Genomic DNA, 26,077 nt, shown 5'->3' with positions numbered 1-26,077 from the left:
CGAACTCGGCCTCTTAGAAGCCGAAAAGCTCACCCTCGACCAATTCACAGAGCAGATCGCCAAAAAACAGATAGGCTTCCATCAGGCGGGTGATGGAGGAACAATCGAAGCGGAAATAAAAATCAACGGAATCCTTGAGCAGGGCCGAACCTTCAGGGGCAGCCAGCACAACGACGCATTCCAGCTGACGGGCCGCCTTGAGGACCTCGTCTAAAAGAGGATCCCTGTCAAAGCCTGCCAGCACCAGAAGAATATTGCCTTCAACGGCCTGGGCCCGCAGTTGTCGGGATAAAAATTGGGCAGACTGCCCGTCCCGGGCCAGCGAAAGAGCCAGAGTGGTGTCGTTGCAGAGCGACAGCACCGGCAGCGACGGTCGCTCCAGGTTCAAACGGTTCAGAAAAAGGCTGGACATTAGATTGGCCAGAGCCGCCATGGGTCCGCTGCCGACCACGTAAAGACGACCGCCCTGATGAAAGGTTTCCACCACTCTTTCGGCAAAACCGGTCATCTCATCGCTCTGCCGTTCAAAGATGTTCTCCAGGACACGCACATGATCCTGCACAGCCTGAGCAATTTTTTCCTGCCTCTGCATGCCCTACCCCTCGAAAAAAATTAATCCGAATCATAGGCTTCGCCACCCGGCCTGTCAAGGATGACCCGGTGGGGAAAACTTTCGGCCTTGATTTTTAGTCTCAGTGTTTTATATTGTGTGGTGTATCTGAGCTTTTCTTAAATATATCAAAAGGAGAATTTATCATGGCAAGCGATAAGGTTTTGCAACTGACCGATGACAACTTCGAAAGCGAAGTCCTGAAATCCTCCGTCCCCGTACTGGTGGACTTCTGGGCCTCCTGGTGCGCCCCCTGCAAAGCCATCGCCCCGGTTGTGGACGGACTGGCGGCCGAGTATGAAGGCAAGGTCAAGGTCGCCAAGGTCAACGTGGATGAGAATCCGGCTACCCCCGGCCAGTATGGGGTCCGCGGCATTCCCACCATCATTCTGTTCAAGGACGGCAAGGTTCTCGACCAGGTCGTCGGCGCCGTTCCCAAGAACCAGCTCGAAAGCCTGATCAAAAAAGCCCTTTAAACCGGGACACCAAGTTCCAGCACTTTTTAGCAGAAGACCCGCCAAATGGCGGGTCTTCTGCGTTTCTACTCCCCCTGTTCCTGGGCCTGGCGCAGGCGCTTGAATATCTCCCGATAGGCCCTCTTGTCCTTGCCCGCCTGGGCCTGAACGGCAAGGTGGGCGATCAGATCCTGATCCAGAGCAGGAAAGCGGCTGTTCACTTCCTGCAAAGCGGCCTGATACTGATCGGCATCACAGAGACGGTCCCGCAGGGCTTCCAGTTCGTGAAAGATCTGCTGATCCTGGTAATGGACCTGGTTGAGCGCGTCCATGTGCTGGCGCAGGGCTTCCAGAACATCCTCATCGCGGCGCAGCAGGCCGGCCAGGAACTTGGCCTGACGCTTGCGGGCTCCATGGGCTTTGATCTGCCGGGCCTTGCGCAACTCGCCGAGAATCTCGTCGGGAACCGGCAGCTTTTCCAATTGCGCCGGTGAAAGTTCCAGAATCTCCCAAGCCAGTTCTTCCACGGCCTTGGCGGCCCTCTTCTTGGCCGAGCGGCTGGGCCCGGCATAGTCCTGTTCGTCGTCGTGCATCAGAATTCCTTGCGGCTGTCGAGCAAAAGGGTGACCGGGCCGTCGTTGACCAGGTGCACCGCCATGTCCGCCTGAAAGACGCCGGTGGGCACCTTAAAGCCCCGCTGGCGCAGCAGACGGACGAAATAGTCGTAGAGTTCCAGGGCCCGCTCCGGTGGAGCCGCACCGGAAAAGCCGGGGCGGCGGCCCTTACGGCAGTCGGCCAGCAGGGTGAACTGGGAGACGGCCAGGATCTCGCCATCGATATCGGCGACAGAGAGATTCATCTTGCCACCATCATCCTCGAAAATGCGCAGGCCGATGATCTTGTCCGCCAGACTGGCCGCATCGACCTCCGAATCCCCGGCCGCCACGCCAAGCAATACGAGTAAGCCTCGGCCGATGGCACCGACGCTGCGACCGGCCACTTCGACGTGGGCCGAGGTAACCCGCTGCAAAACGGCCCGCATCTGCTAGGCCTCCCCCGCCAGCCGGCGCAGCAGGGTGAGATTCTGCCGGTCCCCGCTGTCGTCATCCCCCTTGGGGGTCTCCAGGATCTTGGGCACGGCGGCAAAACGGTCATCCTGCATCAACAGACGGAAGCCCTCTTCACCAATATGCCCCTGCCCGATGTGTTCGTGGCGATCTACCCGGCTACCCAGCCCTTTCTTGCAGTCGTTGAGATGAAAGAGGTGAACAGGGTCCAGACCGAACAGCCGTTCCACCTCATCCATGACCTGCCCATAGCCCTCGGCATTGGACAGATCATAGCCGGCAGCGAAGGCATGGCAGGTGTCGAAGCAGAGGCCGAAACGCCCCTGCGGCACCGCCTCCATAATGCGGGCCAGATGCTCGAAACGCCCGCCCAGATAGGTTCCCTGCCCGGCGGTATTTTCCAGCAGCACCCGCACGCTGGCAGGCCCTTCGCTGAATATCCGGACAAAGGCCTCACTTATGCGCCGCAGGCCCGCCTCTTCTCCCGAACCCGTGTGAGCTCCCGGATGCACGACCAGCTCGGGAATACCGAGGGCGGCGCAACGCGCCATCTCGTCCAGGAAAGCGGCGATGGACTTTTCCCAGGCTTCCTCCGCGGGCGCCGCCAGGTTGATCAGATAACTGTCATGGGCCACCACCGGCCCGATGGGGCTCTGCTGCCAGGCCTCGGCAAAGGCCTCAAGGTCTGTTGGCGACAGTGGCCTGGCCCGCCACTGACTGGCGTTCTTGGTGAAAATCTGCATGGCCGTGCAACCGGCCTCTTCGCCTCGAGCGAAGGCTTTTTCCACCCCGCCGGCTATGGACATGTGCGCACCGAGCCATAACATCGCTGTCTCCCTCAGACCGCCGCGAACCAGTGGGCAAGGGCCTCGGGCACCTGCACCGCCGCCGCCACCTGCACGTCGACATAGGACGGCTTCGCGCCATCGCCGACGAGGATGGTTCCCATGCCCAGCTCTTTGGCCGTACGCAGATTCTCGACGGAATCTTCCACCATGAGGCAGCGCCGCGCCTCGATGCCGATGCTACCCAGCACTTGATGATAGGGCTCGGGAAAAGGTTTGGGCAGATAGGAGGCCACCCGGATATCGAAGATCTCTTCGAAGATATTCTCCAGCCCCAGGGATGACAGCACGCGCTCGGCATGCCCCCGCGATCCGTTGGTGAAGACCAGGCGCCGCAGGGAAATGCTCTGCAGGGCAGTGCGCAGCGGCCCGTCGGGAAGCAACCGCGAATTGACGTCCACGTCGTGTACATATTCGAGATAGTCTTCGGGATCGACATCGTGATGGCGGATCAGCCCCTGCAGAGTGACGCCGTAATCGGCCCAGTAGCGGCGACGCAGACCGTCCACCTCGGCTTCGGGAATCCCCACCACCTCGCGCATGTAGCGATTGATGCGGCAGTCGATGAGGGAAAAGAGCTGCCGCTGAGGTGAGTAGAGCGTGTTGTCCAAGTCAAAGAGAATGGCATCCATAGAGCAGTGCGCCCCTCCTTACAGGGCGTTGCGAATCAGCAGAATACGTTCGGCATAGGCCTGTGGGCTCAGAGTCTCGTCCTGATGCGGCTCGCTCCAGATGGGGCGCGGCCACAGCGGATCGCTGCTGAAGCGGGGTACCAGGTGCCAGTGCATGTGAGGCACCATGTTGCCCAGCAGCTCGTAGTTCATCTTGGTCGGCTGAAAAACCTGGTGTAAGGCCGCCGCTACGGTGGTGACCTCTTCCATGACCTCCTGGCGCACTGATTTGTCGAGGTGGAAAAGTTCGGTTACATGCTCACGGGTAAAGACCAGAGTATAGCCGGGGAAAAACTGATCCCGGTTGAGCATGACCAGGCAGTGGTCCAAGGCGGCGATGCGCAGCTGCGGCTCGTCCTGCCAGCGCGTACACATGGGGCAGTTCATTGGGGCTGGTAGACTCCTTCAAAAACCTGTACGGCCGGACCGGTCATATAGATATGGCCGTCTTCAGTCCACTCCATCTCCAGGTCGCCACCGAGCAGGTGGTTGACCAGCACCCGGTCGCAGTGTCCGTTGAGCACGGCCGCCACGGTGACCGCGCTGGAACCGGTGCCGCAGGCCAAGGTCTCGCCGGCGCCCCGCTCCCAGGTGCGTTGCCGGAGCTCATTGCGGGAAACAACCTCCACGAATTCGACGTTGATGCGGTTGGGAAAGAGGGAGTGCGTCTCCAGTGCTGGGCCATACTTGGCCACCGGAAACTCGTGGACGTTGTCGACAAAAATGACGGCGTGGGGATTGCCCATGGAAACACAGGTGACATGGAAGGTGCGATCCAGCACCGCCACCTCAATATTGACGGCCTGTTCGTCGGGAGAGCCGGTCATGGGAATCTCCCCCCGACTGAGTCGGGGCTTGCCCATATTCACCCGCACCCTGTCCACCTTGTTGTGGCTGTTGGTAAAAAGCTGCAGAGGCAGCACTCCGGCCCCCGTTTCGATACTGATCTGGAGAGAATCGACCAGGCCGTGATCGTAGGCATACTTGGCCACGCAGCGCACGCCGTTGCCGCACATCTCCGCCTCGCTGCCGTCAGCATTGAACATGCGCATACGCACGTCGGCGACAGTGGAAGGCTGAATAAGAATGAGGCCATCGGATCCGATGCCGAAATGCCGGTCGCTCACCTCCACGGCCAGTTTTTCAGGATCCGGCACCACCTGGCTGAAGCAGTCGATATAGACGTAGTCGTTGCCGGCACCGTGCATTTTGGCGAATTTCATGGGCGCGTCCTTTCCAGGCAGAACTTGATACACGAAGCGATTATAGGCCATGCCGGCCGCCCTCACAAGGAGGAATCTGCCCCCCTGTCTGCCTCGAATGCAGTCCCAAGTCAGGGGAACGCTGGATACAAAACGTGAAATCGGCTTCTAAATTATCGGGTTTCTTGAAAAGTCCTCGTTTTACATTATCCTTTTTCTGTTGTCCCTGCCCTCGCAGGGCGCGTTTACAGCCATTTCGTTTCAATGGGAATTGCTGCTTTATTTCTTCCCCCCTTCAGGAGACACCATTCATGTCCGAGTCCAAAAGAAACTCGACGATACTGATCCCCGTCTTTGTGCCGGCGGTCATGGTCACCCTGTTGCTGGTCATCGGCACGGTCAGTAATCCGGAGCGGGCCGGCGCCGTTTTCTCAGTCACCCTGGCTTTCATCACCCGCACCTTCGGCTGGTTCTACATGCTGGCCGTGGCGGCGTTCCTCATCTTCATTGTGGCGGTGGCTTTTTCTCCCTGGGGTAAGATTAAGCTCGGCCCTGACCATGCCGCCCCTCAGTACAGCTTTCCCGCCTGGTTCGCCATGCTCTTTTCTGCCGGCTATGGTATCGCCCTGCTTTTCTTCGGCGTGGCGGAACCGGTGCTGCACTATGCCTCACCCCCGTCTGGGGCACCGGCTACAGTGGATTCGGCCAAGCAGGCCATGCAGATCGCCTTTTTTCACTGGGGCTTTCATATATGGGCGATCTACGGACTGGTGGGCCTGGTGCTGGCTTACTTTTCCTTCCGCCACGGCCTGCCTCTATCCATGCGTTCGGCTCTTTTTCCCATGATCGGCGAGCGGATCCACGGCCCCATCGGCCACACAGTGGATGTCTTCGCCATTCTCGGCACCATGTTTGGCATCGCCACTACCCTTGGACTCTCCGTGGCCCAGATCAATGCCGGTATCAATTACCTGTGGCCAACCATCCCCGTGGGCACGACTGTACAGGTGATCGCTATCGCCATCATTACCAGCCTGGCCCTTTTCTCCGTTGTCGCCGGCCTGGACAAAGGGGTCAAAAACCTCTCTATTCTCAATATGTTTCTGGCTGTGCTGCTCATGCTTTTTGTCTTCTTCGCCGGTCCAACCATCTTCATCCTGGAAACCTTCCTGCAGAATACCGGCAGCTACCTCAACAACATCATTGAGCGGACTTTCAACCTGCAGGCTTACACCCGCAGCGACTGGATCGGCAACTGGACCCTGTTCATCTTTGGCTGGACCATCGCCTGGGCGCCCTTTGTCGGTCTCTTTATTGCCAAAATCAGCCGCGGGCGCACGATTAGACAGTTTGTCTTCGGTGTCATGCTGGTTCCCTCGCTTTTCACCTTCCTGTGGTTCTCCATCTTCGGCGACACGGCCCTGCACCTTATCATGGTCGATGGCTATACGGCTCTCATCGGCGAAGTACAGGCCGACCATGCCCTGGCGCTGTTCAAACTGTACGAGCGCCTGCCCTTTACCAGTATCGTCTCCTTTGTAACGGTAATCCTCATCATCACCTTCTTCGTCACCTCGTCCGACTCGGGTTCGCTGGTCATCGACTCGCTGGCCTCCGGGGGCGTTGCCCACACCCCAGCCTGGCAGCGGGCCTTCTGGGCCATCACCGAAGGCGTCGTTGCCTCGACCCTGCTCATTGCCGGGGGTCTCAATGCCCTGCAAACCATGACTATCGCCAGCGCCCTCCCCTTCGCCGTCATTATGATTATATCGGCCATAGGCATGTGGCGGGCGCTTATCATTGAAAGCCATACCGAAGCCAGTCTGCAGAGTCACATGCGGCGGGTTCGCCATGCACCCGGCATCAGCGGCCCTGGCCGCTGGAAAAAGCGTCTGGCCGATCTGGTAGATTTTCCCGGTCGCGAGGAGGTTGCCGCCTTCATTGGCAAACAGGTTCTGGGCAGCATGACGCACGTGCAGAAAGAATTGGCGGAGCAGGGCTGGCCGGCCGAGGTGATCTATGACGAGGACAACGCTCGGGCTTACCTGGAAGTGATCAGGCCCGACCAGCTCGATTTTATCTACGAGATCCGCCTGTGCGAATACGCCCGCCCTGACTTCGCCTATCCTGAAATGGATCGGGCCGACGAGCATATTCCGCATTACTACCGCGCCGAGGTTTTCCTGCGCCGCGGCGGGCAATCGTATGATATCTACGGCTATGACCAACAGCAGATCATCAACGACATTCTTGACCAGTTCGAAAAGTATCTGCATTTTCTCCACATCTCCCCCGGCAGCCTGCCCTGGCAGATGCAGGAGCACGACGAGATGCTCAACCCGCCTATCCTGAACAAGGAGGATTTATGACGGTGACCTCCTTTATTGTCGGGCGAACGGCCCTGGCATGTTGACCCTAAGGCGCCGTCACAGTATCATGGCGCATCTCAACACACTCAAGGAGGACGCGCCACGATGGCTTACAATCTGAAAACAAAAATATGGCAGACCGGCTCGCTGGACTGGTGGGGCATGATCGGCGGAGAGGACGTCTATCTCGGCAGCCGGGAGTTTCCCCTTCCCCCCGACGAGGGGGATGCCTGGACGGTAAAATCGACCGGAGACCAGTTCAAGATCATTGACGGCGAAATCTGCCATATGGGCCGTGTAGAACCTGCAAAGCAGCTATGGTGACGACCGCCGGTCTCGACATCGTCCAGGTGAGCGCCAGCGACATGGACAACTTCTCCTACCTGCTCTACTGCCCGACGAGCAAGGTCGGCGCAGCGGTGGATCCCTCCTTTTGGCCGGAGCGCCTGCTGGCTGAGGCAAAAAAGAGAGGCGTCACCATCGAAATCCTGTTCAACACGCACGGTCATCGGGACCACGTGGCGGGCAACGCGGCCATCCTGGCCGAAACGGGGGCCCGACTGGCCGCCCATCCCCTTGACGTGGAGGCGGCGGACATCCCCGTATCCGATAACCAGACCTTTAAGCTGGGCGAAGGCGCCCTGACCGTCCTGCATACGCCCGGTCATTCACCGGGTTCAATCTGTCTGTATACCGGCGACGCTCTCCTTACTGGAGATACGCTTTTCGTGACGCGGGTCGGCCGCGCCGACCTGGCTGGCAGCGATGTGGAGGCCCTCTATCACAGTCTGCGGCGCTTGGCCGGCTACCCCCCCGGCACCCGGGTTTTCCCCGGCCACGATTATGGTCCCGTCCCTGCGTCTACCCTGGCCTATGAACAGGAGCACAACCCATATCTGCGTTGTCCAGACCTCGCCAGCTTCATCCGCCTTCGCCTGGACGTTTCCTAGGCAGCGCGTTCTGCAGCTGTCCATCGAACAGGCGGGAAGACTTCATAAAAACAACCAGGGAGTGAAATGAAAATGGCTCAGACTCTGCTCGACCTCTTGGAGGAAGCCGGTCAAATCACCCGGGAGCAATTTGATGAAGCCCTCAAAAACAGGGTTCTCTATGGGGGTAAAATTGGCACCAGCCTGCTGGAAATGGGTTTAATCGATGAAAATGAGCTGGCCCGCTTTCTGAGCCGACAGCTGTCCGTGCCTTATGTGGCTTCCCAGCAGCTCATGAACATCCCCGCGGAAACCATCCGGATGCTGCCACAGGAATTGGCCCTTAAATATGCCGCCGTTCCACTGTCTCTGGATAAAAAAAGACTGAACCTGGTCATGGCCGACCCCAATGACCTCAAGGCTATCGACGAAATCGCCTTTATCACCGGCTACATCATCACCCCGATGGTCAGCCCTGAGATACGCCTGATGCAGGCCCTGAACCAGTATTACAACAAGCCGATCGATTCCCGCTATCAACAGATCATCGACAAGATGTCCCAACGCCAGCCCCGGAACACCCAGGCCGAAAACTTAACCAAGGAGAAACCGGCATCTTCGCCTTCGGGTGAATTGCGGGCCATCAACGGCAAGCCTTCAGCGGCCACCGCCTCTCCTTCCGGCCCTGCCGACAAACCCACCCAAACACCACAGCCCCGAGCCTCCGAACGACGAGGTCCTGCCCGGCAGCCGGCGACCCTGGGAGAAAAGCTCGCAGCGCTGCAACAGAAAAAGGCGATTGTACCGCCGCAGCAACCGCTGACGCCCTCTCCATCCAAAGTCCCCCCGGGTCCAGCCCCGAAAGCTGCTCCTGCCCCCCCCACGGTCCTCACGGGGCTGGCCAATGCCGGTGATCGCGAGGATATCGCCAATGCCCTGATGTCTTTTTTAGGAAAGGAATTCAGAAAGACTGCTCTGTTTGTCGTGCGGGGGAATTCCGTTTCCGGATGGAAGGCGGTCACCCAGGGCGTCGCCAGGGAACACTTCAACACCGTCAGCATCCCTCTAACCCGCCCCTCGGCCCTGAAGACCGTCGCCGAAGGCCGCAGCTTCTTCCTTGGCACCATCCCCCGCACGCCCCTGGATGACCGTTGGATTCAAGGCGTGGGCGGACAGGCTTCGGACAGGGTGCTGCTGATGCCGCTGATGATCGGCGGGCGCGTGGTGTGCATCCTCTACGTGGAGGAAGGGGACCGCAACCTGTCCAGCCATATCGGCAAAATACAGCGGTTGCTTGCCAAGGCGGCCATGGCTTTTGAAATACTGATTTTGCGGGAGAAGATCCTGATGATGTGATGGGATCGTGGGATCGACGACGATCTAGAGATCGCCCCCTCTGCCCAGATCGCCATAGAGATATTGCAACACGGCAGCGACAGCAAATCCTGCGGTTTCGCTCCGCAGAATGCGGGGTCCGCAACGCACCGGAACAAAGCCGAAGCGGCGGGCTGAGGCAGCCTCGTCAGCAGTAAAACCACCTTCCGGCCCCACCAGAACAGCGACGTCACGGGGACTTTGTCCGGAAAGAACCTCGTTCAGGGGTCGGCTTTCCTCTTCCCACAGCATCAGCTTGAGATCAGCCCGACAGGAAGCCAGGGTGTCTTCCAGCGACTGCGCGGCATGCAGCCGGGGTAAGTGAGAGCGCCGGCACTGCCTGGCCGCCTCCTGAATAATCTTCTGCCAGCGCTGCACCCGCCTGTCTTCACGCTCGGCGTCGCGAACGGGAACGCTGCGTGCGGAAATTACTGGTGTGAACGCCCCGATCCCGAGTTCCGTCCCCTTCTGCAGGACCAGATCGAGCTTGTCTCCCTTGGGCAGCCCCTGCAACAGATAGACGGGAAAGGCTGTCTCCACCTCCTGCCAGCGCTCCAGAATCTTGGCTGTCCCCCCTTTTTTGCCGAGGACATCGACCCGGCACCGGCACACACCGCCAAGACCGTCGAGCAGCAGGATCTCCTCCCCTTGCGAACGTCTCAGCACTACGCGCAGATGGTGAAAAACCTCCTCTGGCAGGTTAATCTCGTCGCTCTGAAGCCTATCCGGGGAGACAAAGAAGCGCAGCATTCAGGCACCGGCGCGGTACAGCAGGCAGGACCATTCTTCCAGGTGGGTGATGTGGGGAGACGACAGGGGATAAGTGGCGAAGGCCTCAACGACGGCGGGCTCCTTCTCCATCAGAATACCGGAGAGAATCAGGGCACCACCGGGGTTAAGCCGGGAGATCAGTTCTGGCGCCAGGCGGATATTTTCTTCGGCGAGGATATTGGCCAGCACCAGGTCGAATCCCCCTTCAAGACTTTCGAGAGGCGCACCAGTCACCTCGATCCGCGCCTCTACACCATTGAGCTCAGCATTGGCGCGAGCCGTGCGGCAGGCTTCCTCTTCGATATCGCAGGCAAGTACGCGCCCGGCACCGAGAGCGGCGGCGGCGATGGCAAGAATGCCCGACCCGGTACCGACATCGAGCACCCGTCGAGGAGGATGCTCGCCCTCGAAAAGCGCCGCCAGCGCTTCCAGGCACAGACGTGTGGTGCCGTGGGTACCTGTTCCGAAAGCCATGCCCGGATCGAGTTGCACGATGACATCGTCAGACTCAGGGATGAACTCTTCCCAGGTCGGCTTGATGACCAGACGGCTGCCGATACGAACAGCCTGGAAGTGCTGTTTCCAGTTTTGCGCCCAGTCTTCCGTTCGGACCGGCAACGCATCGGGCAAGGCAGCGACAAGGCCGGGGACAAAGGGCTGCAGGTATTCCAGTCGTTCCTGGATGCCCCGGCAAAGGGACAGGGCGTCACCTTCATCGGGAAAATAGGCCTTGATGACTTGTTCATCGGCGAGGATTTCATCAGGGTCGGGCGGCACAAAGGTGTCAAGGGGCCGCTCTTCCACAGTGATGCCCTCACAGCCGAGCTCCGTCAGTTCACCGCACACCAGGTCGATGCCGGTGGCTGGAACCAAAATTTGTATTTCAAGCCACGTCTTTTTCATCGGCACTGTTTAGCAAAGACCCCTTGTAAAAGCAATAAAAACCTTGACAAATTGGCCGTGCATGAAATTTAATTAGGAGGTCTTTTAATGAGGCTCCTACTCTAAGTGATAGGCGTTCAGATCCATGGGCAAAAGAGGCCTTCTGAGAAAAAAACAAGATCAACCTCTGTCATTGCCCGCAACAGCATCCATGCTAAACTGCTAATGAAACATTCATGAGGATATTCCATGGGGTCTCCCCAACTCGTATATCTGCTCTCTGACGCCACTGGAGAAACGGCTGAGAAGATCGTCATGGCGGGCCTGACCCAGTTCCGGGATAAAGAGGTCAAAGTTAACCGGATCAGCAACGTCAGGACCAAGAGCCAGGTTTACGAGGCCCTGGATCAGGCTCTGAAGCAGAATGCCATCGTTGTCTACACCATCGTCAATCGCGACCTGGCCCAACTTGTTCATGACGAATGCGATGCCCTCGGCCTTTCCTGCCTGGACCTTATTACGCCCCTGCTGATGAAACTGGCGGAATTCTTCGGGCGCTCCCCCGGAGAAACTCCCGGACTGCTGCACCGGATCGACGAGGATTATTTTCGACGCATTGATGCGGTAGAGTTCACCGTGCGCCACGATGATGGTCAGGAAACCCGCCACCTCACCAAGGCGGATATCGTTCTGGTCGGCATCTCACGCTCCAGTAAGACCCCTTTGTCCATCTACCTGGCTCATCGCGGCTGGAAGGTGGCCAATGTGCCCATGGTACAGGGGATAGACCTCCCCGAGGAAATATTCCATGTCGACCCCCAGAAGGTCGCCGGACTGGTCATTGATCCCGAGCGCCTGATGGAATTGCGGGCCGCCCGACTGCGCAATCTCGGTCAGGCCTCCCGCACGGCCTACGCCGACTATGAAAAAATCGAAGAGGAATTGGCCTACGCCAAGGCCTTTTTCCGACGACAGGGGTGGGTCGTGATCGACGTGTCGGGAAAAGCCGTGGAAGAGACGGCCAACGAAGTGCTCGTCAAATTAAAACTGACCTAATTGCAGTTATATCCCCTGTCCGGCACCCAGAAACAGGCCGGGATCGTTTAATCATCACTGTCAACGTTCCCCTGCGGAACCAAAGGAGAACAGGATGCGCATTCTTGTCGTAGAAGACGAAAAAAAAGTCGCCAGCTTTATCAAGCGAGGTCTGGAAGAGGAAAACTACGAGGTGGACATCGCCTATGATGGAGAAGAGGGCCTCTATATGGGGGAGAGCAACCCCTACGACCTCGTCATCATGGATATCATGCTGCCGAAGATGGACGGCCTCACCGTCATCAAGGAGCTTCGCAAGAGGCAGATAAGCCATCCCGTTCTCTGTCTGACCGCCAAGGACACCGTGCAGGACATCGTGTCGGGCCTCGATTCCGGCAGTGACGACTATCTTACCAAACCTTTCGCTTTCGCCGAACTCCTCGCGCGCGTTAAAGCCCTGCTGCGGCGCGGCAAAAAGGATCGTGGGGCCGAACTCCTCTTTGCCGATCTGCGCCTTGATCCCGTTGCCCACAAGGTCTGGCGCAGCAACAAGGAGATCGACCTGACGGCCAAGGAATATGCGCTGCTCGAATACTTCATGCGCAACCCCAATCAGATCCTGACACGGACCATGATCGCCGAACATGTCTGGGATTATACCTTTGATTCCTTCACCAACATCATCGATGTCTATGTCAATTATCTGCGGAAAAAGGTGGATCGCGATTACGATAACAAACTGATCCATACCGTTCGCGGCGTGGGATACGTCCTGAAGGAGGAATAGTTGCTCCTCCGCTCCATCCGATTTCGTCTGACCTGCCTTTATGCCCTGGCCCTGGCCGTCATCCTGACGGCCAGCGGTTATGGTCTGAGCGGCTACCTGTCGAGAAACCAGCTCGGGCATGTAGATGAACGGCTGCTGCTCATTGCCGCCGATGTCAGCACCTTCAGCAGCATTCTGCATGAAAATCAGACCGGCAGTACGCCCTGTGAACGACTGGAGGCCTATCTGCGTCAACGCAACTGGGGCGAATACGTACAGATACTCAACGAACGGGGAAGTATAGCCTGTTCTTCCAGCAACCTGCAGAACTTCAGCCTGCCTCTGAGCAAGACGGCCCTGCAGCACGCCGAGCGGGGAATCCCCTATTTCGAGACCCTCGAAAAGCTGGACCACCATCCCATTCGCCTGCTGACCTACCCCATCGAGCCGGGGAACCGGAATTCCACCATGGTCCAGCTCGGCTACAGTCTGGCCACCATCGACCACGATATCGCCGACCTGCGCCTCACCTTTTTCCTGCTGGGGCCGGCTGTTTTACTCATCACTTCGCTGGGGGCCTGGCTGTTGGCCGGCAAGGCTCTGAAGCCCGTCGCCCGCATCACTCGGGCTGTCCGACGGATCAATGCGGAGAATCTGAGCGAACGCCTGCCCGTTACGAACAACCAGGACGAAATTTCTGAGTTGACCGCCACCTTCAACCAGATGCTCGATGACCTGGAAAATGCCTTCCGTCGCATCAAGCAGTTTTCCGGCGACGCTTCCCACGAACTGCGCACCCCTCTGACCATTCTGCGCGGTGAAACCGAGGTCGCCCTGCGCTGGGCCAAGGAACCGGAGGAGTTCCGCAAGGCTCTGGCCTCCAACATGGAGGAGATCAGTCGCATGGGACGCATCATCGAAGATCTGCTCACCCTGGCCAAGAGCGAATCAGGCGACCTCCCACTGATTCTCACCGAGTTCAGCTTCAGTGATCTCATCCAGGAACTCTATCTTCAGGGCAGAGCCCTGGCGGAGCCAAAGCAGATCAGCATAAGCCTCCAGTTGCAGGTCGCCGAGGAAATCGTGCTGCGGGGGGATGAACTCCGACTGAGACAGATGTTCCTCAATCTGCTCGGCAATGCCATCAAGTACACGTCAGCGGGAGGCAGGATCGATATCGCTGTCACCATGGACAGCGGTTTTGCCATTTTGTCCATTACTGACACCGGGGTGGGCATTCCCGCTGAACACCTCCCTCACATCTTCGACCGATTCTACCGCATCGACGAGGCCCGCAACCGCGAAGATGGCGGCACCGGTCTGGGTCTATCCATCGTCAAGTGGATTGTCGATGTTCATCGCGGACGTGTCGAGGTTCGTTCAGCCCCTGGCAAAGGCAGCACTTTCACCGTCATTCTTCCCCTGGCCGGCCCGGATGCCGCCGACTGAGTGATTCCTTCCTGCACACACCTTCCGCGAGGCCGATTTCAATGCCGGCCATTGACAAGCGCTGGCGCAGTGACTACATAACTTCCTGTCGACCATCTCCCGAGCAGGCACCTTCCTGCGTCCGCCTGTTCGGCATCCTTTTTTTCCACTCCGAGGAGGAATGCATGAAAAGAACACCCTTTCGTCTCTCTTGGTGGCTGGCCCTCATCGCCATTCTGCTCTTCGCCCTGCCTGCAGCGGCCACACCTCCCGACTTCGTCAGCCTCTCCCAAGCTCTGAAGCCAGCTGTCGTCAACATCAACACCTCAAAGACCACCCAGCCGCGATTGCCGGTCATGCCCGGACCCGGCGGCCCCAGGGACGATTTTTTCAATGACTTCTTCAACCGCTTTTTTCAGGGGCATCCCAACAGGCCCCAGAAGCAGCGCTCCCTCGGTTCGGGCTTCATCATCTCGGAGGACGGCTACATTCTGACTAACGACCATGTCGTCAGCGGCGCCGACGAAATCAAGGTGCAGCTCAGTGACGGCCGCACCTTCTCGGCTACCATCAAGGGACTCGATCCCAAAATCGATCTGGCCCTGTTGAAGATCGACACCGGGGCCGACCTGCCGGTCGTCACCCTGGGCAGCAGTGACAGCCTGCGGGTAGGAGAATGGGTCATGGCCATCGGCAATCCCTTTGGTCTCGAACAGACCGTCACCGCCGGCATTGTCTCCGCCAAAGGGCGGGTGATCGGAGCGGGACCCTATGACGATTTCATCCAGACCGACGCTTCCATCAACCCCGGCAACTCCGGCGGTCCTCTCTTTAACGCCTCGGGGGAGGTTGTCGGCATCAACACCGCCATCGTCGCGGGCGGGCAAGGCATCGGTTTCGCCATTCCCATTGACCTCGCCAAAGGAATCATCCCCCAGCTCAAGGAAAAAGGCCACGTCACCCGGGGCTGGCTCGGCGTCTCTGTACAGGCTGTCTCCGAAGAACTGGCGGCATCCTTTGGCCTGGAAAAAGCCCAGGGGGCCCTGGTGACCAGCGTCACGAAGAATTCGCCGGCCGACAAGGCGGGCATGGCCCGTGGCGATATCATTCTTTCTTTCGATGGCCAGCGGGTTGACAACATCAGCGATCTGCCCCGACTCGTCGCTTCGACCCCTGTAAACAAGAGCGTCCCCGTGAAAATCTTCCGCGATGGCAAAGCCAAAAAACTCGCGGTCGTCGTTGGACTGCTTGAGGAGGAAGGCGCCGAGCAGGTGGCGCAAGGCGGCGAATCCGCCCAGCTCGGCCTTTCCGTCGCCGATCTTACCGCCGACAATGCGCGGCGTTATGGGCTGGAGCAGACCGAGGGTGTCCTCATCACCGCCGTGGCCCCCGAAGGGCCGGCAGCCGAAGCCAACCTGCGGGCCGGGGATCTCATCCTCGAAGCCAACGGTACCAGCACCCCGAGGGTAGGCGTCTTCAAGCAGATTGTGGCCAAGACCAAGAAGGATGAAGTCATCCGTCTTCTGGTCCAGCGTGGCGAAGGCTTTTTCTACGCGCCACTCAAAGTTCGTTAAGCTTTTACCGCCCAAAAGGAAGAAGGGGTCCCCGCTTTCCGCGAGGACCCCTTCTTCCTATCTGTACCTGTACCTGTGCATCAGGGTCATCACCCTATGGCCGCACCCCGATGCTGGCTTTGGCTGAAGCCATGTCAACCACGGGAAGCGGCGGTACCGCCTTAAGGCCATATATCTCTTCGAGGTTGATGTCTTCAGGGACCGAGCTCAATAGTTTTTCAGCTATCTTCTGGTCTGCCTGACGGTAGCGCAGACGTACCTCAAAATCGAGGCGGCCTTCTTTCACCAAACCACCAACCCCGTAATGCACATCCTTGTATCCACGGGGGGGAATGGTGTCATGTTTGGAGAAAGAGGTAACCTCCCAGGGGTTAACGACAAAATGGAAACTTTCGTCAGCCCCCTCCGAATTGAAGACGCGGGTATTTTCCCGCAGACTACCCTTATCGTCCAGGCCGCCGCTGGTGTAGAGCGTTTTTCCTTTTTCATCCTTCACCGTCACTTCCAGCCACATCTCACGGATATTAGTTAGAGAAGTCGGCAGGTTATGACCGGCCCGCATGTTTTTCACCCTCACTTTCACTTCCTGCAGCGCATTTTCGCCATAGATGGGAGAGATTTCCAATTCGGCCGCGGCCTTGAGCCGATCGACGGACATCTGGAATTTGTGATCGAGATTCTTCACCAGGTCTGCATTCCCGCTCTTCTCGGCCGCGGACCGGGCCAGATGATAAAGCAGATAGTTGGCGCCGTTGAAATAGTGGTGATATTCACCGCGCTGGGGCTTTTCAAAGGTATCCGCGGTGCGCATGAAGGTCGGAGTGTCCACCATGTGACAATCCTGGCAGAGAATGTCTCTCTGGGCGTAGGGGCCATGTTTCCACTCCAGGTAGGTCGCTTCCAGGGGATAATGGGCCGAGTAGTGATAGACCTGGTGACAGGATGCGCACAGATCGGCCCGCTGATGCAGAGTCGACTGTTCACATTCATGGAAACCGCCGCCGCAACCATCCTCAGGAGCCGAAGGCCCTCTCTTGATCAAGGTAGTGCCGTTGAGGGTTTCGACGCCGGGAGTCAGAATCATCGAGCCGTTTTCCGGTTCGTGGGAGGGTGTCTGCCAGTGGGTCACGCCGCTGACGGAATGACAGATGTCGCAGGAGACCCCGGCAAGAGCCATGGGACTGAGGCCCTTCAGACCCGGCCCCTTGATTTCGCCGGTGACGACGCCGGCTGGGGAGTGGCAGCCTTCACACTGCCTGGAAATGTTGTGCCCTACCGCCTTCACCGCCAGAACCAGTTCACCCTGGTAGACAGGATCCTGAAACGCCAAGGCGTGCACCGACCCCGTCCACTCTTCATATTGCTGGGGATGACAGCCTGCACAGGTTTCGGGTTCCGTGAATTCGGCTCCCGACTTGTTCCACTTTATCAGAGAGGGATAATAAGGATAGAGTTCCCTGTCTACGTTAAAAACCTCGTTCTGCGCAGCGGCCCCACCGGCACTCAGGAGAAAAAATATCCCTAGAGTCGCCAGAAGCCATCTTGTTTGACCCTTCTTCATCACAGTTCCTCCTTTTATGGCGCCGGCCCATTCACCGGCGGATTACGGGCAATTCATGTTAAAGTAAAAGTAACCGGAAGCCGAAAACTGTCAATAGAGTGGCTTGGCGAAATTTGACTTTCTCACAAATAAAAAGCGAGGACCCCATCTTTTTTCCCTTCGGGAACAGGATCTGTATCATGCGCTCCGTCTTCTACCCACAACTGATCAATGGTCCCTTCGGCGACCCGGCTCTCTACGTTCGCCACGCGCACCACAGGGAGGCCCTGCTCTTTGACTGCGGCGACCTGCATCTGCTGCCGCCAGGATGCCGAAACCGCATCGGCGCGGTTTTCATCTCCCATGCCCATATCGACCACCTTATCGGCTTCGACAGCCTGCTGCGCGGCTTTCTCTACAGCGACCATACCCTCTTCCTCTACGGTCCACCCGGCATCATTGATCGCATCGGCCACCGGCTGGCCGGCTATACCTGGAACCTCTTTGACGACCTGGCTTTCACACTGGTCGTGCGCGAATGGGGCGAAGGCGCTGGTAAAGAGGTCCGTTTCGAGGCCGCCAGGGCTTTTGCCGCTGGCGAGCCCACAGCATTCGACTGCACCGGCGGCCTTTTGCACCAGACCCCTCACTACCAGGTGCGCGCCGTTCCACTGGCCCATGGCGACATCACCTCGCTCGCTTTCAGCCTGGAGGAATCCCTGCACATCGCCATCCACAAGAACGCCCTCGAAAGGGAAGGCCTGCTGCCAGGCCCCTGGCTGACCCGCTTCAAGGACCTATGGCGCCAGGGAACCGACAAGGAGGCTCTGCTGGAGGTTCCTCTTGCCAGCGGAGGGACTTTACACGTATCCTTAGGACAGCTTCATCGTGCCATCGCCCACAGCGAGCAGGGCATGAAGATCGCCTATGCCACGGATGCCTCTCCTTCCGAAGAGAACATGCAGACCATCATCACGCTGGCGAGACAGGCTCACCTGCTGGTCATCGAAGCGGTCTTTGCCCACACCGACCTTGACCGGGCCAGACAAAGGAATCATTTGACGGCCCGACTTTCCGGGGAGATCGCCCGAGCCGCCGAAGCAAGAAAACTTCTCGTTTTTCACCACTCTCCCCGCTACCTGCATGGTGAAGAGCTGCTTCTAAACGAAGCAATGGCCGCCTTTTCGGGCTTGAATACAACAGAAGGCCGACAGGATCCCGAAACACCATGACTGAAAAAACAATCTTTTTTTTCCTTATCCGATCCACCTTCTCCGGCATGGCCCTTCTGGTCTTCACGTCGGCCATACAGAAATGGTTTCTGGGCGGGTGGGCTCTTGCCCTCAACCCCCGGGCCTACATCGCGTCTTCTTTGATTGGCGCACTTTTCGGTCTTCTTTTCGGACTCTGGCATGTCCGTCTGCATCGCGCCACCACCCGTTATCGCCTCATCTCTGACTTTTCCTCCGACTGCGTCTATCTGCAGAGACCGGATGGCAGCTTCTCCTATCTGTCTCCGGCCTGTCTTTCCATTTCCGGGTTTTCGCCGCAGGAGTTTCTCGACCAACCCGGGCTCGTAGAAAAAATCATTCACCCCGACGACCTGCCCCTGTGGCAGAGCCAACTGGAGGACGCCCGCGACGCACTGGCGGAATCTTCCCGAGAAATGCGCCTGCTCACGCGAGAAGGCCAGCTGCAATGGATTGAACACACCTGCCGACCCATCAAATACACCAAGGGAGGCATAGCCATCCGTGGCAGCATCCGTAACACGACCGAGCGCCGCCGCATTGAGCAGGAACTCCGGGAGAGTGAGGCCCGCTATCTGGATCTTCTGGAAAATGCCAACGATCTCATCCAGAGCACCTCGTCCTCGGGCAAAATTCTCTATGTCAATCGGGCCTGGCGCGAGGCGCTGGGTTATACCCTGGAAGAGTCGCAGAACCTCCACATGTCCCAGTTTATTCATGCCGACAGCACTGATCACTGCCTCATGACGTTCCAAGAACTGCTCGCCGGTAAAAAGGTGGGACGCCTCGAAGCTGAGTTTGTCACCAAAAAGGGCGAAAAAATTCTTATCGAAGGAAGCGTTAACTGCCGCTTTGAAAACGGCAGGCCTGTCGCCACCCGCGGCATTTTTCGGGATATTACCGAGCGCAAGAAAGCGGAGGCGCGCATCGAGCGGCTGGCCTATTACGATACCCTCACCAATCTGCCCAACCGCGACCTCTTCCACGACCGCCTTGAACAGGAGCTGGCCAGGGCCCGGCGGCACAAACACATGGTGGGGGTGGCTTTTCTTGACCTCGATCACTTCAAATCCATCAACGACTCCCTCGGGCACGCCCAGGGCGATCTGCTGCTCAAGGAAGTTGCCAAACGGCTGGCTGTGGCGATTCGCGAAAGCGATACGGTTTCGCGTTTCGGCGGCGATGAGTTCGCCTTTCTCCTCCCCGACCTGAAAATTGAAAGCGACGCCGCCATGGTCGCCGACAAGGTCCTTGAGCAATTCGCTCACCCTTTCCAGCTGAGCCGTATGGCGGTCACCATAACACCCAGCCTGGGGCTGGCGACCTTTCCAAGAAGCGGCCGGGACGCCGACACCCTCCTCAAAAATGCGGACGCCGCCATGTATCAGGCCAAAAGCCGGGGGCGCAACACCTACCAGTTTTTCTCTGACGAGATGAACGCCAAGGCATTGCAGCGACTGCTGTTGACCAATGATTTACGTTTGGCACTGGAAAGAGATGAGTTGTTCCTGGAATATCAACCCCAAATGGATATGGCGCAGAACCGCCTCCTTGGCTTTGAAGCTCTGCTGCGCTGGAATCACCCGGAAAACGGGTTGATTTCTCCCGGCAGCTTTATCCCTCTGGCCGAAGAGACGAATCTAATACTCCCCATCGGCCGCTGGGTGCTGAAAACCGCCTGTGAACAGAGCCTGATCTGGGAAAAAATTCTGGGCCCGGTCACCATAGCCGTCAACCTGTCCCCAAAACAGTTCAAGGAACCCAATCTGGTCCAGATGGTCAAGCAGACCCTGGCCGAAACGGGCCTGAACCCAAGCCATCTGGAACTGGAATTGACGGAAAGCATGCTGATGGATAACGCCGGGGATACTGTCGAGACCCTCAGGAAACTCAGGTCGCTGGGGATTCGCCTCTCCATCGACGATTTCGGCACCGGCTATTCGTCCCTCAACTACCTCAAACATTTTCCTATCGACCGTCTCAAGATCGATCAGTCCTTCATCAGCGGCGTGCCCGAAGACCATGATGATGCCGCTATCACAGCCTCCGTCATTGCCCTGGCCCGCAGCCTCAATCTCCAGGTCCTGGCCGAGGGCGTGGAAACGCCTGCGCAGCTTGACTATCTTCTGCAAAAGGGCTGTACCGACATGCAGGGCTTTCTCTGTTCTCGCCCGCTGTCTGCCGAAGCAGTGCATGCCTTTGTGGCCAGCCTGACCAGAAACTGATTTTAATCAGGGTCAAATACCCCCGGAAGGCCGTCGTCACAGGAAATCGTATCTGTGTAAAAGCACAGTGTATTTCATGTGGGGCTGTGCTATCGTTTTGCCATGCGACTCGCTCTTAAACACCAAATTATTCTCGCCCCGGCCACAGTTCTGCTGCTGATGTCTCTGGCCCTGGCCTTTCTGCAATACACCTACTGGGATCTCTCCGTCAAACGCCAGGAGGCACGCCGTCTGGGCATGGTCTTCATCGCCCTGGCCGAAGCCGACCTGGCCTCTCAGCGCATGCAGGGAATCTCTCTGCAGCTGGCCCGGGATCATTTCGTCGACATCCGGGTATTGGAAGAAATGATTCAGCTGCACCACCACCTGGCAGAAGCCATTGTTCGGGTTAAGGATTTGCTTATTCTGCCGGAAAGCACCAGGGCCCTGCTCGCCCAGGCCGTGGACGACCTCAATCCGGAAGACGGCTTGAACTCGAAAAAGATGCTTGACGCCCTCTCCCTGCTGCGACCGCAAATCGTTTCTCTGGTGGAGATGGCGCAGGATCGGCGCGAGCGGCTGCGCAATACCCAGACCAAAGATATCGACGAACTGGTTGAACACACGGCCCTGGTCTCCCTGGTGGTGTTGGGCGCGGCGCTTTTCCTCGGCATCCTGCTTTCCCGTTTTTTCGGGCGCCGGATTCTCAAGCGCATCCAGTTCATTTCCGACAGTGCCGGACGCATTGCCGGCGGGGACCTGACCCCGCTGACACCGCCGGCGCGGGTCGATGATGAGCTGGACGAACTGGCGCTCTCCATCAACCGTATGACCGATCAGCTGATCCGCGTGATCGGCACCGAAAAGCTGCTCGAAGGAGCGGAAGAGGAGCGGCGGCGCATCGCCATGGACATCCACGACCAGACCCTCTCCGACCTTTCCTCGATTCTGCGCGGCATTCAGGACCTGCAGTCAAAGAATCCGGAGGCGGCCGAAGGCCTTCGGCTGGAAGAAGACCTGCAGCGGGCCATGGCCAACCTGAGGGAGATCATGGATAACCTCCACCCGCAAACCCTGGATATCCTCGGCCTGGGGGCGGCTTTGGAATCCCATCTCGAACGGCATTTATCCAAGCAGAATCTGCCCGAATACCATCTTTACATATCCCCCGAGGCTGATCAGGCGCCTCTGTCCCGGCTGGACCGTCTCAACCTCTACCGCATCGCCCTCGAGGCCATTCACAATGTAATACGCCACGCCCAGGCCAGCCGCTATGAAATCAACCTCGATGTCCGTAACGGCGAACTGGTGCTCTCCATCGAAGACAACGGCATCGGCTTTACCGCTCCCCCGCAGAACGGTCGGTCCGGCCGAGGCCTGCACAATATCCGCGAACGGGCCAAGGTGATCGGCTCCACCGTCCAGTGGGGACCATCCCGTTTCTCCACCGGTACCCGTTTCGAACTGATACGACCCCTTAAATCCCAGCCCCAGGAGGACTGATGTCCATGGATCCCCTGACCATACTCATTGCCGATGACAATCCCAAGGACTTCGAGTTTCTTGAGCAGCTCGTGCAGGGCCTCGAAGTCCCCTGCCAGATCGAACGGGCCCACAACGGCAAGGTTGCGCTGGAAAAAGCCTTGCGCCTGGACACACCCCTTGTGGTCAGCGACATCCAGATGCCAGAACTTAACGGCATTGAATTCGCCCGCGCCCTCTGGGAGCAGAAGCCCATGGCCCGCATCATCTTCTGGAGCCAATACAAGGACGAAATGTACGTGCGCGCCCTCACCAGCATCGTACCGCCGGAGACGGTGTACGGCTACGTCCTCAAATCCAATACCCGTGAGCGCATCGCCTCGGCAGTGCAGACCGTACTTATCGACGAACAGTGCTGGATCGACCCCGAGGTGCGCAAGGTGCAAGGGCGGGCCGGCCATCGGCAGACGGCGCTCTCCGACATCGAATACGAGGCCCTGGTGGACATTTCTCTCGGCCTGACCGACAACCTCATTGCCCAGCGCCGCTACCTGTCGCGCCGGGGCGTACAAAGCCGTCTCAACACCCTCTACGCCAAACTGGGACTTGATCAGGAACAATTTCACAGTGAAAAGTTTGGCGATGCCTTCAACCTGCGCAACCGGGCCGTATCCGTCGCTCTGCGCCGGGGTCTGATCAACGCCTTTGAGCTGGAGCACGAGGAAGAGGAACTGCAGGGCTGGCTGAAAAAGTTTCGCAGCAGCAAGCGGGTTTAGGCCCTTAGCCCCTTTTTGAACCGGATATTTTTCTGCCACCCGGCAGCAATAGATGCTAGAATTCCCTTCGTCGTTCACCCCAGAGAGACGACGGAAAGGATGGGCATCTTTCATGAAATTCTCCCTGCTGGGCCGTCTCCAGACCCTTTCCCCGGCCCAGGCCCTCGTTACCTATTATGCCGTGGCCATTCTCATCGGCGCCCTGCTTCTGCGAACGCCCCTGGCCGTAAAAGGGGAGCCTCTCTCCTTTCTCGACGCTCTCTTCACCGCGACCTCAGCCCAGTGCGTCACCGGCCTGATCGTCGTCGATACGGGCACGCGCTTCAGTCTCTTCGGTCAGGGAGTCATTCTGCTCCTCATCCAGGTGGGCGGTCTGGGCATCATGACCTTCTCCGTCTACCTCTTCATCTACCTGCGCGTCGGCATCAGTGCCCGCGGACGCTGGATCATCCATGAAACTCTGATGCACACCCCCATCAGCTCCTGGCGGGAACTGATCAAGGGCATCTTCCTGATGACCCTGGTGATCGAGGCCATCGGTACGGCTCTGCTTTCCCTGGCCTTTGTACCCCGACTGGGCCTGGCTGAGGGCATTTACAGCGCCTTATTTCACTCCATATCCGCCTTCTGCAACGCCGGTTTTTCCCTCTTTCCCGACAGCCTGGTCGGTTTCCGCGACGACCCCCTTGTCAATCTGACCGTGATGAGTCTCATCATTCTGGGTGGCATCGGTTTTCTCGTTATCCGCGAACTGCGGCAGATTTTGACCACCCCGAAGAGGCAAAAAAACAAGCCGCGACTCTCCCTGCACAGCCGCATTGTGCTCAGCACCACCGCCTTTCTCATCGCCTACGGCACCATCTGCCTCTTTTTCCTGGAAAATGGTCATTCTCTAGCCGGCATGTCGCGCCTGGAAAGCTTCTGGACCGCCCTTTTTCAATCGGTGACGACCCGCACGGCGGGTTTCAACACCATTGAGCTGAACAGTTTCAGGGTTCCCACCCTCTTTCTCATGATGTTTCTGATGTTCATCGGCGCCTCCCCCGGCTCGGCTGGAGGGGGAGTCAAAACCACCAGCCTGGCCCTCTTCTTTGCCGTGCTCTACAGCCGGCTCAAGGGCTCGCCCCACATCAGCCTTTTCCGGCGCACCATTCCCGATGACGTCATCGCCAAGGCCCTTACCCTTGTCATCCTGGCCGTCATCCTCATGGGCCTGGCCCTCTTCGGCCTGCTCATCGTGCATCCGCAGAGCGCTCCGGGGGCGGAAGAGCGGGAGTTTCTCAACTTTGCCTTCGAGGTCGTCTCGGCCTTCGGCACGGTGGGGCTCTCCACCGGCGCGACGGCCAGCCTGGGAGAGTGGGGGAAGGGTATTATCATTGTACTGATGTTTGTCGGCCGCGTCGGTCTGCTGACTGTCGCCTTCGCCATTGCGGGTCGAACCCGGCGCCACGCCCCACGCTACGCGGAAGAAAACATCATGATCGGCTGAAACCAAGGAGTTTTGCGGTATGAAGAAGAGCAGGTTTTGCGTCATCGGGCTGGGACACTTCGGCTATCACATCGTCGCCACCCTCAGTGAGGAAAAGCACGAAATCGTCGCCATTGACAATGACAAGGACAAGGTGCAGGCCGTCAAGGATCTCTGTTCCTACGCCATTTTAGGGGATGCGGCCAATAAGGCTTTTTTAGAAGCACAGGGCGTTGGTGAAATGGACGCCGCTGTGGTCTCCACCGGCGATCGCTCCCATTTGGCGACCCTGATTACTCTTTATCTGAAGGAGCTGAAAGTGCCGCGCATCATTGTCAAAGCGGTCAGCGAAGATCACGGCCGCATCCTTGAGCGGGTCGGTGCCACCGAGGTAATCTTTCCCGAAAAGGACATGGCCCACAAGGTCGCTCGCAGCCTGTGGAGTCCCAACGTCCTCGATTTCATTCCCCTGGCCGAGGAGTACGCGCTCTCCGAGACCGAGCCGCCTAAGCACTTCATCGGCAAGACCCTGGTCGAGCTGGAGCTGCGCAAGAAGCACCATGTCACGGTCATCGCCATCAAGGATGTTCTCACCGACCAGTTCATCGCCGCACCGCCGCCGGATCACCGCATCAAAGACAGCGACGTGCTTATTCTGATCGGCAAAACCGAAGATGTGGATAAGGCCCTGGCACGTTAACGTGCAGGCGGCACCGTCTTCCGCGTTTTTTCTGGTGCCATCTGTTTCTTGACAGCCTTTCAGCCACGCTCCCATGCTGAATCAGCTCATCGCTTAATCCGCTGGAGAGAAGTCATGTCAGAAAACGTTTTGCTCAGCTCATTCGAGGCGGCCGCCCGCAAAGTTGGTGCCGAGATTATCCGATTGGCCTCGGCCGCTGACATAGGGGGTACGGTTAACCGTCTGGCTGAAGGCGGCATCTTCGTCGCCGACTTTGCCAGTGGCCGACGCCTCGGCCTCATCGACCATCTCAAGGTAGCCGGTTGCCAGGTTTTTGACGGCCGGGACCGTGATGCGGCCGCCGGTTCAGTCTTGGGTATTACTGGGGCCAACTTCGCCATCGCCGACACTGGCACCCTGGTGCTAGAGAGTACCCCCGAGGACATCCGCCTCGCCTCCACCCTGCCCGAAATCCACGTGGTGCTGGCCGATAGCCGCAAGATCGTCGCCGACGGTCTGGCAGCCGTCCCCTGGCTGCGCCAGTTGCACAGAGAACAGCCGCGCAACTATCTGGCCTACATCAGCGGTCCCAGCCGCACCGCCGATATCGAGCGGGTGCTCACCATCGGCGTGCACGGACCGCGGCAGCTGCATATCCTTTTGCTCGATGACCTTTCCGACGATTTTCTGGAGATGTAGG

Annotated in this window: 26 protein-coding genes; 16 read left to right on the top strand and 10 right to left on the bottom strand. The window is 58.4% G+C overall.

The window, feature by feature from the left end; all coding sequences use genetic code 11:
* Positions 1 to 13 precede the first annotated feature (13 nt).
* A complete protein-coding gene (locus AOP6_RS01450) occupies positions 14 to 592 on the bottom strand; it encodes an SIS domain-containing protein (protein WP_155874866.1) in 579 nt (192 codons plus the stop codon).
* A gap of 164 nt (positions 593 to 756) precedes the next feature.
* On the opposite strand from AOP6_RS01450, the gene trxA reads away from it, so the two are divergent.
* Positions 757 to 1,086, top strand: a complete 330-nt coding sequence (trxA, locus tag AOP6_RS01445; protein ID WP_155874865.1) for a thioredoxin — start codon at positions 757 to 759, stop codon at positions 1,084 to 1,086.
* A 65-nt stretch (positions 1,087 to 1,151) separates the two neighbouring features.
* Here the strand turns inward: trxA and yjgA are convergent, their stop codons facing one another.
* From yjgA to dapF, 6 genes are read right to left on the bottom strand one after another with little or no spacing between them, the layout of a single operon-like run.
* Positions 1,152 to 1,658, bottom strand: coding sequence for a ribosome biogenesis factor YjgA (yjgA, locus tag AOP6_RS01440; RefSeq protein ID WP_155874864.1), 507 nt, complete (start codon positions 1,656 to 1,658; stop codon positions 1,152 to 1,154).
* Complete coding sequence (gene dtd / locus AOP6_RS01435; protein ID WP_155874863.1) at positions 1,658 to 2,107, bottom strand: D-aminoacyl-tRNA deacylase; 450 nt, start codon at positions 2,105 to 2,107, stop codon at positions 1,658 to 1,660. Before dtd ends, yjgA begins: the two co-directional genes overlap by 1 nt.
* 3 nt (positions 2,108 to 2,110) lie before the next feature.
* Positions 2,111 to 2,959, bottom strand: a complete 849-nt coding sequence (locus AOP6_RS01430) for a deoxyribonuclease IV (protein WP_155874862.1) — start codon at positions 2,957 to 2,959, stop codon at positions 2,111 to 2,113.
* A gap of 11 nt (positions 2,960 to 2,970) precedes the next feature.
* Positions 2,971 to 3,609 (bottom strand): pyrimidine 5'-nucleotidase, encoded by a 639-nt coding sequence (locus AOP6_RS01425; RefSeq protein ID WP_155874861.1) that lies wholly within the window; start codon positions 3,607 to 3,609, stop codon positions 2,971 to 2,973.
* 18 nt (positions 3,610 to 3,627) lie between these two features.
* Entirely contained in the window at positions 3,628 to 4,035 is a 408-nt protein-coding gene (locus tag AOP6_RS01420) for an HIT family protein (RefSeq protein WP_155874860.1), read from the bottom strand.
* Positions 4,032 to 4,871 (bottom strand): diaminopimelate epimerase, encoded by an 840-nt coding sequence (gene dapF / locus AOP6_RS01415; RefSeq protein ID WP_155874859.1) that lies wholly within the window; start codon positions 4,869 to 4,871, stop codon positions 4,032 to 4,034. The genes AOP6_RS01420 and dapF overlap by 4 nt, the downstream gene beginning before the upstream one ends.
* Positions 4,872 to 5,161: 290 nt before the next feature.
* On the opposite strand from dapF, the gene AOP6_RS01410 reads away from it, so the two are divergent.
* The 4 genes from AOP6_RS01410 to AOP6_RS01395 all read left to right on the top strand — a co-directional run bounded on the left by AOP6_RS01410 (position 5,162) and on the right by AOP6_RS01395 (position 9,504).
* Positions 5,162 to 7,219, top strand: coding sequence for a BCCT family transporter (locus AOP6_RS01410; protein WP_155874858.1), 2,058 nt, complete (start codon positions 5,162 to 5,164; stop codon positions 7,217 to 7,219).
* 105 nt (positions 7,220 to 7,324) lie between these two features.
* Complete coding sequence (locus AOP6_RS01405) at positions 7,325 to 7,543, top strand: hypothetical protein (protein WP_155874857.1); 219 nt, start codon at positions 7,325 to 7,327, stop codon at positions 7,541 to 7,543.
* Positions 7,537 to 8,169 (top strand): hydroxyacylglutathione hydrolase family protein, encoded by a 633-nt coding sequence (locus AOP6_RS01400; protein WP_155874856.1) that lies wholly within the window; start codon positions 7,537 to 7,539, stop codon positions 8,167 to 8,169. The genes AOP6_RS01405 and AOP6_RS01400 overlap by 7 nt, the downstream gene beginning before the upstream one ends.
* Before the next feature lie 72 nt (positions 8,170 to 8,241).
* Positions 8,242 to 9,504, top strand: coding sequence for a general secretion pathway protein GspE (locus AOP6_RS01395; RefSeq protein WP_213194704.1), 1,263 nt, complete (start codon positions 8,242 to 8,244; stop codon positions 9,502 to 9,504).
* A 24-nt stretch (positions 9,505 to 9,528) separates the two neighbouring features.
* On the opposite strand, the gene AOP6_RS01390 is transcribed toward AOP6_RS01395, so the two are convergent.
* Together AOP6_RS01390 and prmA are read right to left on the bottom strand one after the other, a co-directional pair.
* The gene (locus AOP6_RS01390) at positions 9,529 to 10,272 is read right to left on the bottom strand and encodes a 16S rRNA (uracil(1498)-N(3))-methyltransferase (RefSeq protein ID WP_155874854.1); all 744 of its coding nucleotides are present in this window, start codon (positions 10,270 to 10,272) and stop codon (positions 9,529 to 9,531) included.
* A complete protein-coding gene (gene prmA / locus AOP6_RS01385) occupies positions 10,273 to 11,196 on the bottom strand; it encodes a 50S ribosomal protein L11 methyltransferase (protein ID WP_155874853.1) in 924 nt (307 codons plus the stop codon). It lies immediately after the preceding gene.
* Between the two features lie 228 nt (positions 11,197 to 11,424).
* Here prmA and AOP6_RS01380 point away from each other — a divergent pair, with 228 nt between their 5' ends.
* The 4 genes from AOP6_RS01380 to AOP6_RS01365 all read left to right on the top strand — a co-directional run bounded on the left by AOP6_RS01380 (position 11,425) and on the right by AOP6_RS01365 (position 15,978).
* The gene (locus tag AOP6_RS01380; protein WP_155874852.1) at positions 11,425 to 12,231 is read left to right on the top strand and encodes a pyruvate, water dikinase regulatory protein; all 807 of its coding nucleotides are present in this window, start codon (positions 11,425 to 11,427) and stop codon (positions 12,229 to 12,231) included.
* 94 nt (positions 12,232 to 12,325) lie between these two features.
* The gene (locus tag AOP6_RS01375; protein ID WP_155874851.1) at positions 12,326 to 12,997 is read left to right on the top strand and encodes a response regulator transcription factor; all 672 of its coding nucleotides are present in this window, start codon (positions 12,326 to 12,328) and stop codon (positions 12,995 to 12,997) included.
* Positions 12,998 to 14,425, top strand: a complete 1,428-nt coding sequence (locus tag AOP6_RS01370) for a heavy metal sensor histidine kinase (RefSeq protein ID WP_155874850.1) — start codon at positions 12,998 to 13,000, stop codon at positions 14,423 to 14,425.
* A 164-nt stretch (positions 14,426 to 14,589) separates the two neighbouring features.
* Positions 14,590 to 15,978, top strand: coding sequence for a DegQ family serine endoprotease (locus tag AOP6_RS01365; protein ID WP_155874849.1), 1,389 nt, complete (start codon positions 14,590 to 14,592; stop codon positions 15,976 to 15,978).
* A gap of 94 nt (positions 15,979 to 16,072) precedes the next feature.
* Here AOP6_RS01365 and AOP6_RS01360 read toward each other — a convergent pair whose 3' ends face one another.
* The gene (locus tag AOP6_RS01360) at positions 16,073 to 17,539 is read right to left on the bottom strand and encodes a cytochrome c family protein (protein ID WP_155874848.1); all 1,467 of its coding nucleotides are present in this window, start codon (positions 17,537 to 17,539) and stop codon (positions 16,073 to 16,075) included.
* A 179-nt stretch (positions 17,540 to 17,718) separates the two neighbouring features.
* Here AOP6_RS01360 and AOP6_RS01355 point away from each other — a divergent pair, with 179 nt between their 5' ends.
* The 7 genes from AOP6_RS01355 to AOP6_RS01325 all read left to right on the top strand — a co-directional run bounded on the left by AOP6_RS01355 (position 17,719) and on the right by AOP6_RS01325 (position 26,076).
* A complete protein-coding gene (locus tag AOP6_RS01355) occupies positions 17,719 to 18,750 on the top strand; it encodes a ribonuclease Z (RefSeq protein WP_155874847.1) in 1,032 nt (343 codons plus the stop codon).
* Positions 18,747 to 20,993, top strand: a complete 2,247-nt coding sequence (locus AOP6_RS01350; RefSeq protein ID WP_155874846.1) for a bifunctional diguanylate cyclase/phosphodiesterase — start codon at positions 18,747 to 18,749, stop codon at positions 20,991 to 20,993. The genes AOP6_RS01355 and AOP6_RS01350 overlap by 4 nt, the downstream gene beginning before the upstream one ends.
* A 102-nt stretch (positions 20,994 to 21,095) precedes the next feature.
* Entirely contained in the window at positions 21,096 to 22,475 is a 1,380-nt protein-coding gene (locus tag AOP6_RS01345) for a HAMP domain-containing protein (protein ID WP_155874845.1), read from the top strand.
* Positions 22,475 to 23,230 carry a response regulator transcription factor gene (locus AOP6_RS01340; protein WP_225897323.1) on the top strand — a complete coding sequence of 252 codons (756 nt, stop codon included), beginning with the start codon at positions 22,475 to 22,477 and terminating at the stop codon, positions 23,228 to 23,230. Before AOP6_RS01345 ends, AOP6_RS01340 begins: the two co-directional genes overlap by 1 nt.
* A 112-nt stretch (positions 23,231 to 23,342) precedes the next feature.
* Positions 23,343 to 24,719 carry a TrkH family potassium uptake protein gene (locus AOP6_RS01335; RefSeq protein ID WP_155874844.1) on the top strand — a complete coding sequence of 459 codons (1,377 nt, stop codon included), beginning with the start codon at positions 23,343 to 23,345 and terminating at the stop codon, positions 24,717 to 24,719.
* A 19-nt stretch (positions 24,720 to 24,738) separates the two neighbouring features.
* On the top strand, positions 24,739 to 25,398 hold the full coding sequence (locus AOP6_RS01330) for a TrkA family potassium uptake protein (protein ID WP_155874843.1): 660 nt from the start codon (positions 24,739 to 24,741) through the stop codon (positions 25,396 to 25,398).
* Between the two features lie 114 nt (positions 25,399 to 25,512).
* Complete coding sequence (locus AOP6_RS01325) at positions 25,513 to 26,076, top strand: lactate utilization protein (protein WP_155874842.1); 564 nt, start codon at positions 25,513 to 25,515, stop codon at positions 26,074 to 26,076.
* The last annotated feature ends 1 nt before the right edge of the window (position 26,077 follow it).

The sequence above is a fragment of the Desulfuromonas sp. AOP6 genome (genome assembly GCF_009731355.2).
GTDB lineage: Bacteria > Desulfobacterota > Desulfuromonadia > Desulfuromonadales > SZUA-540 > SZUA-540.
This window is presented reverse-complemented; position numbering and strand designations above follow the sequence as displayed.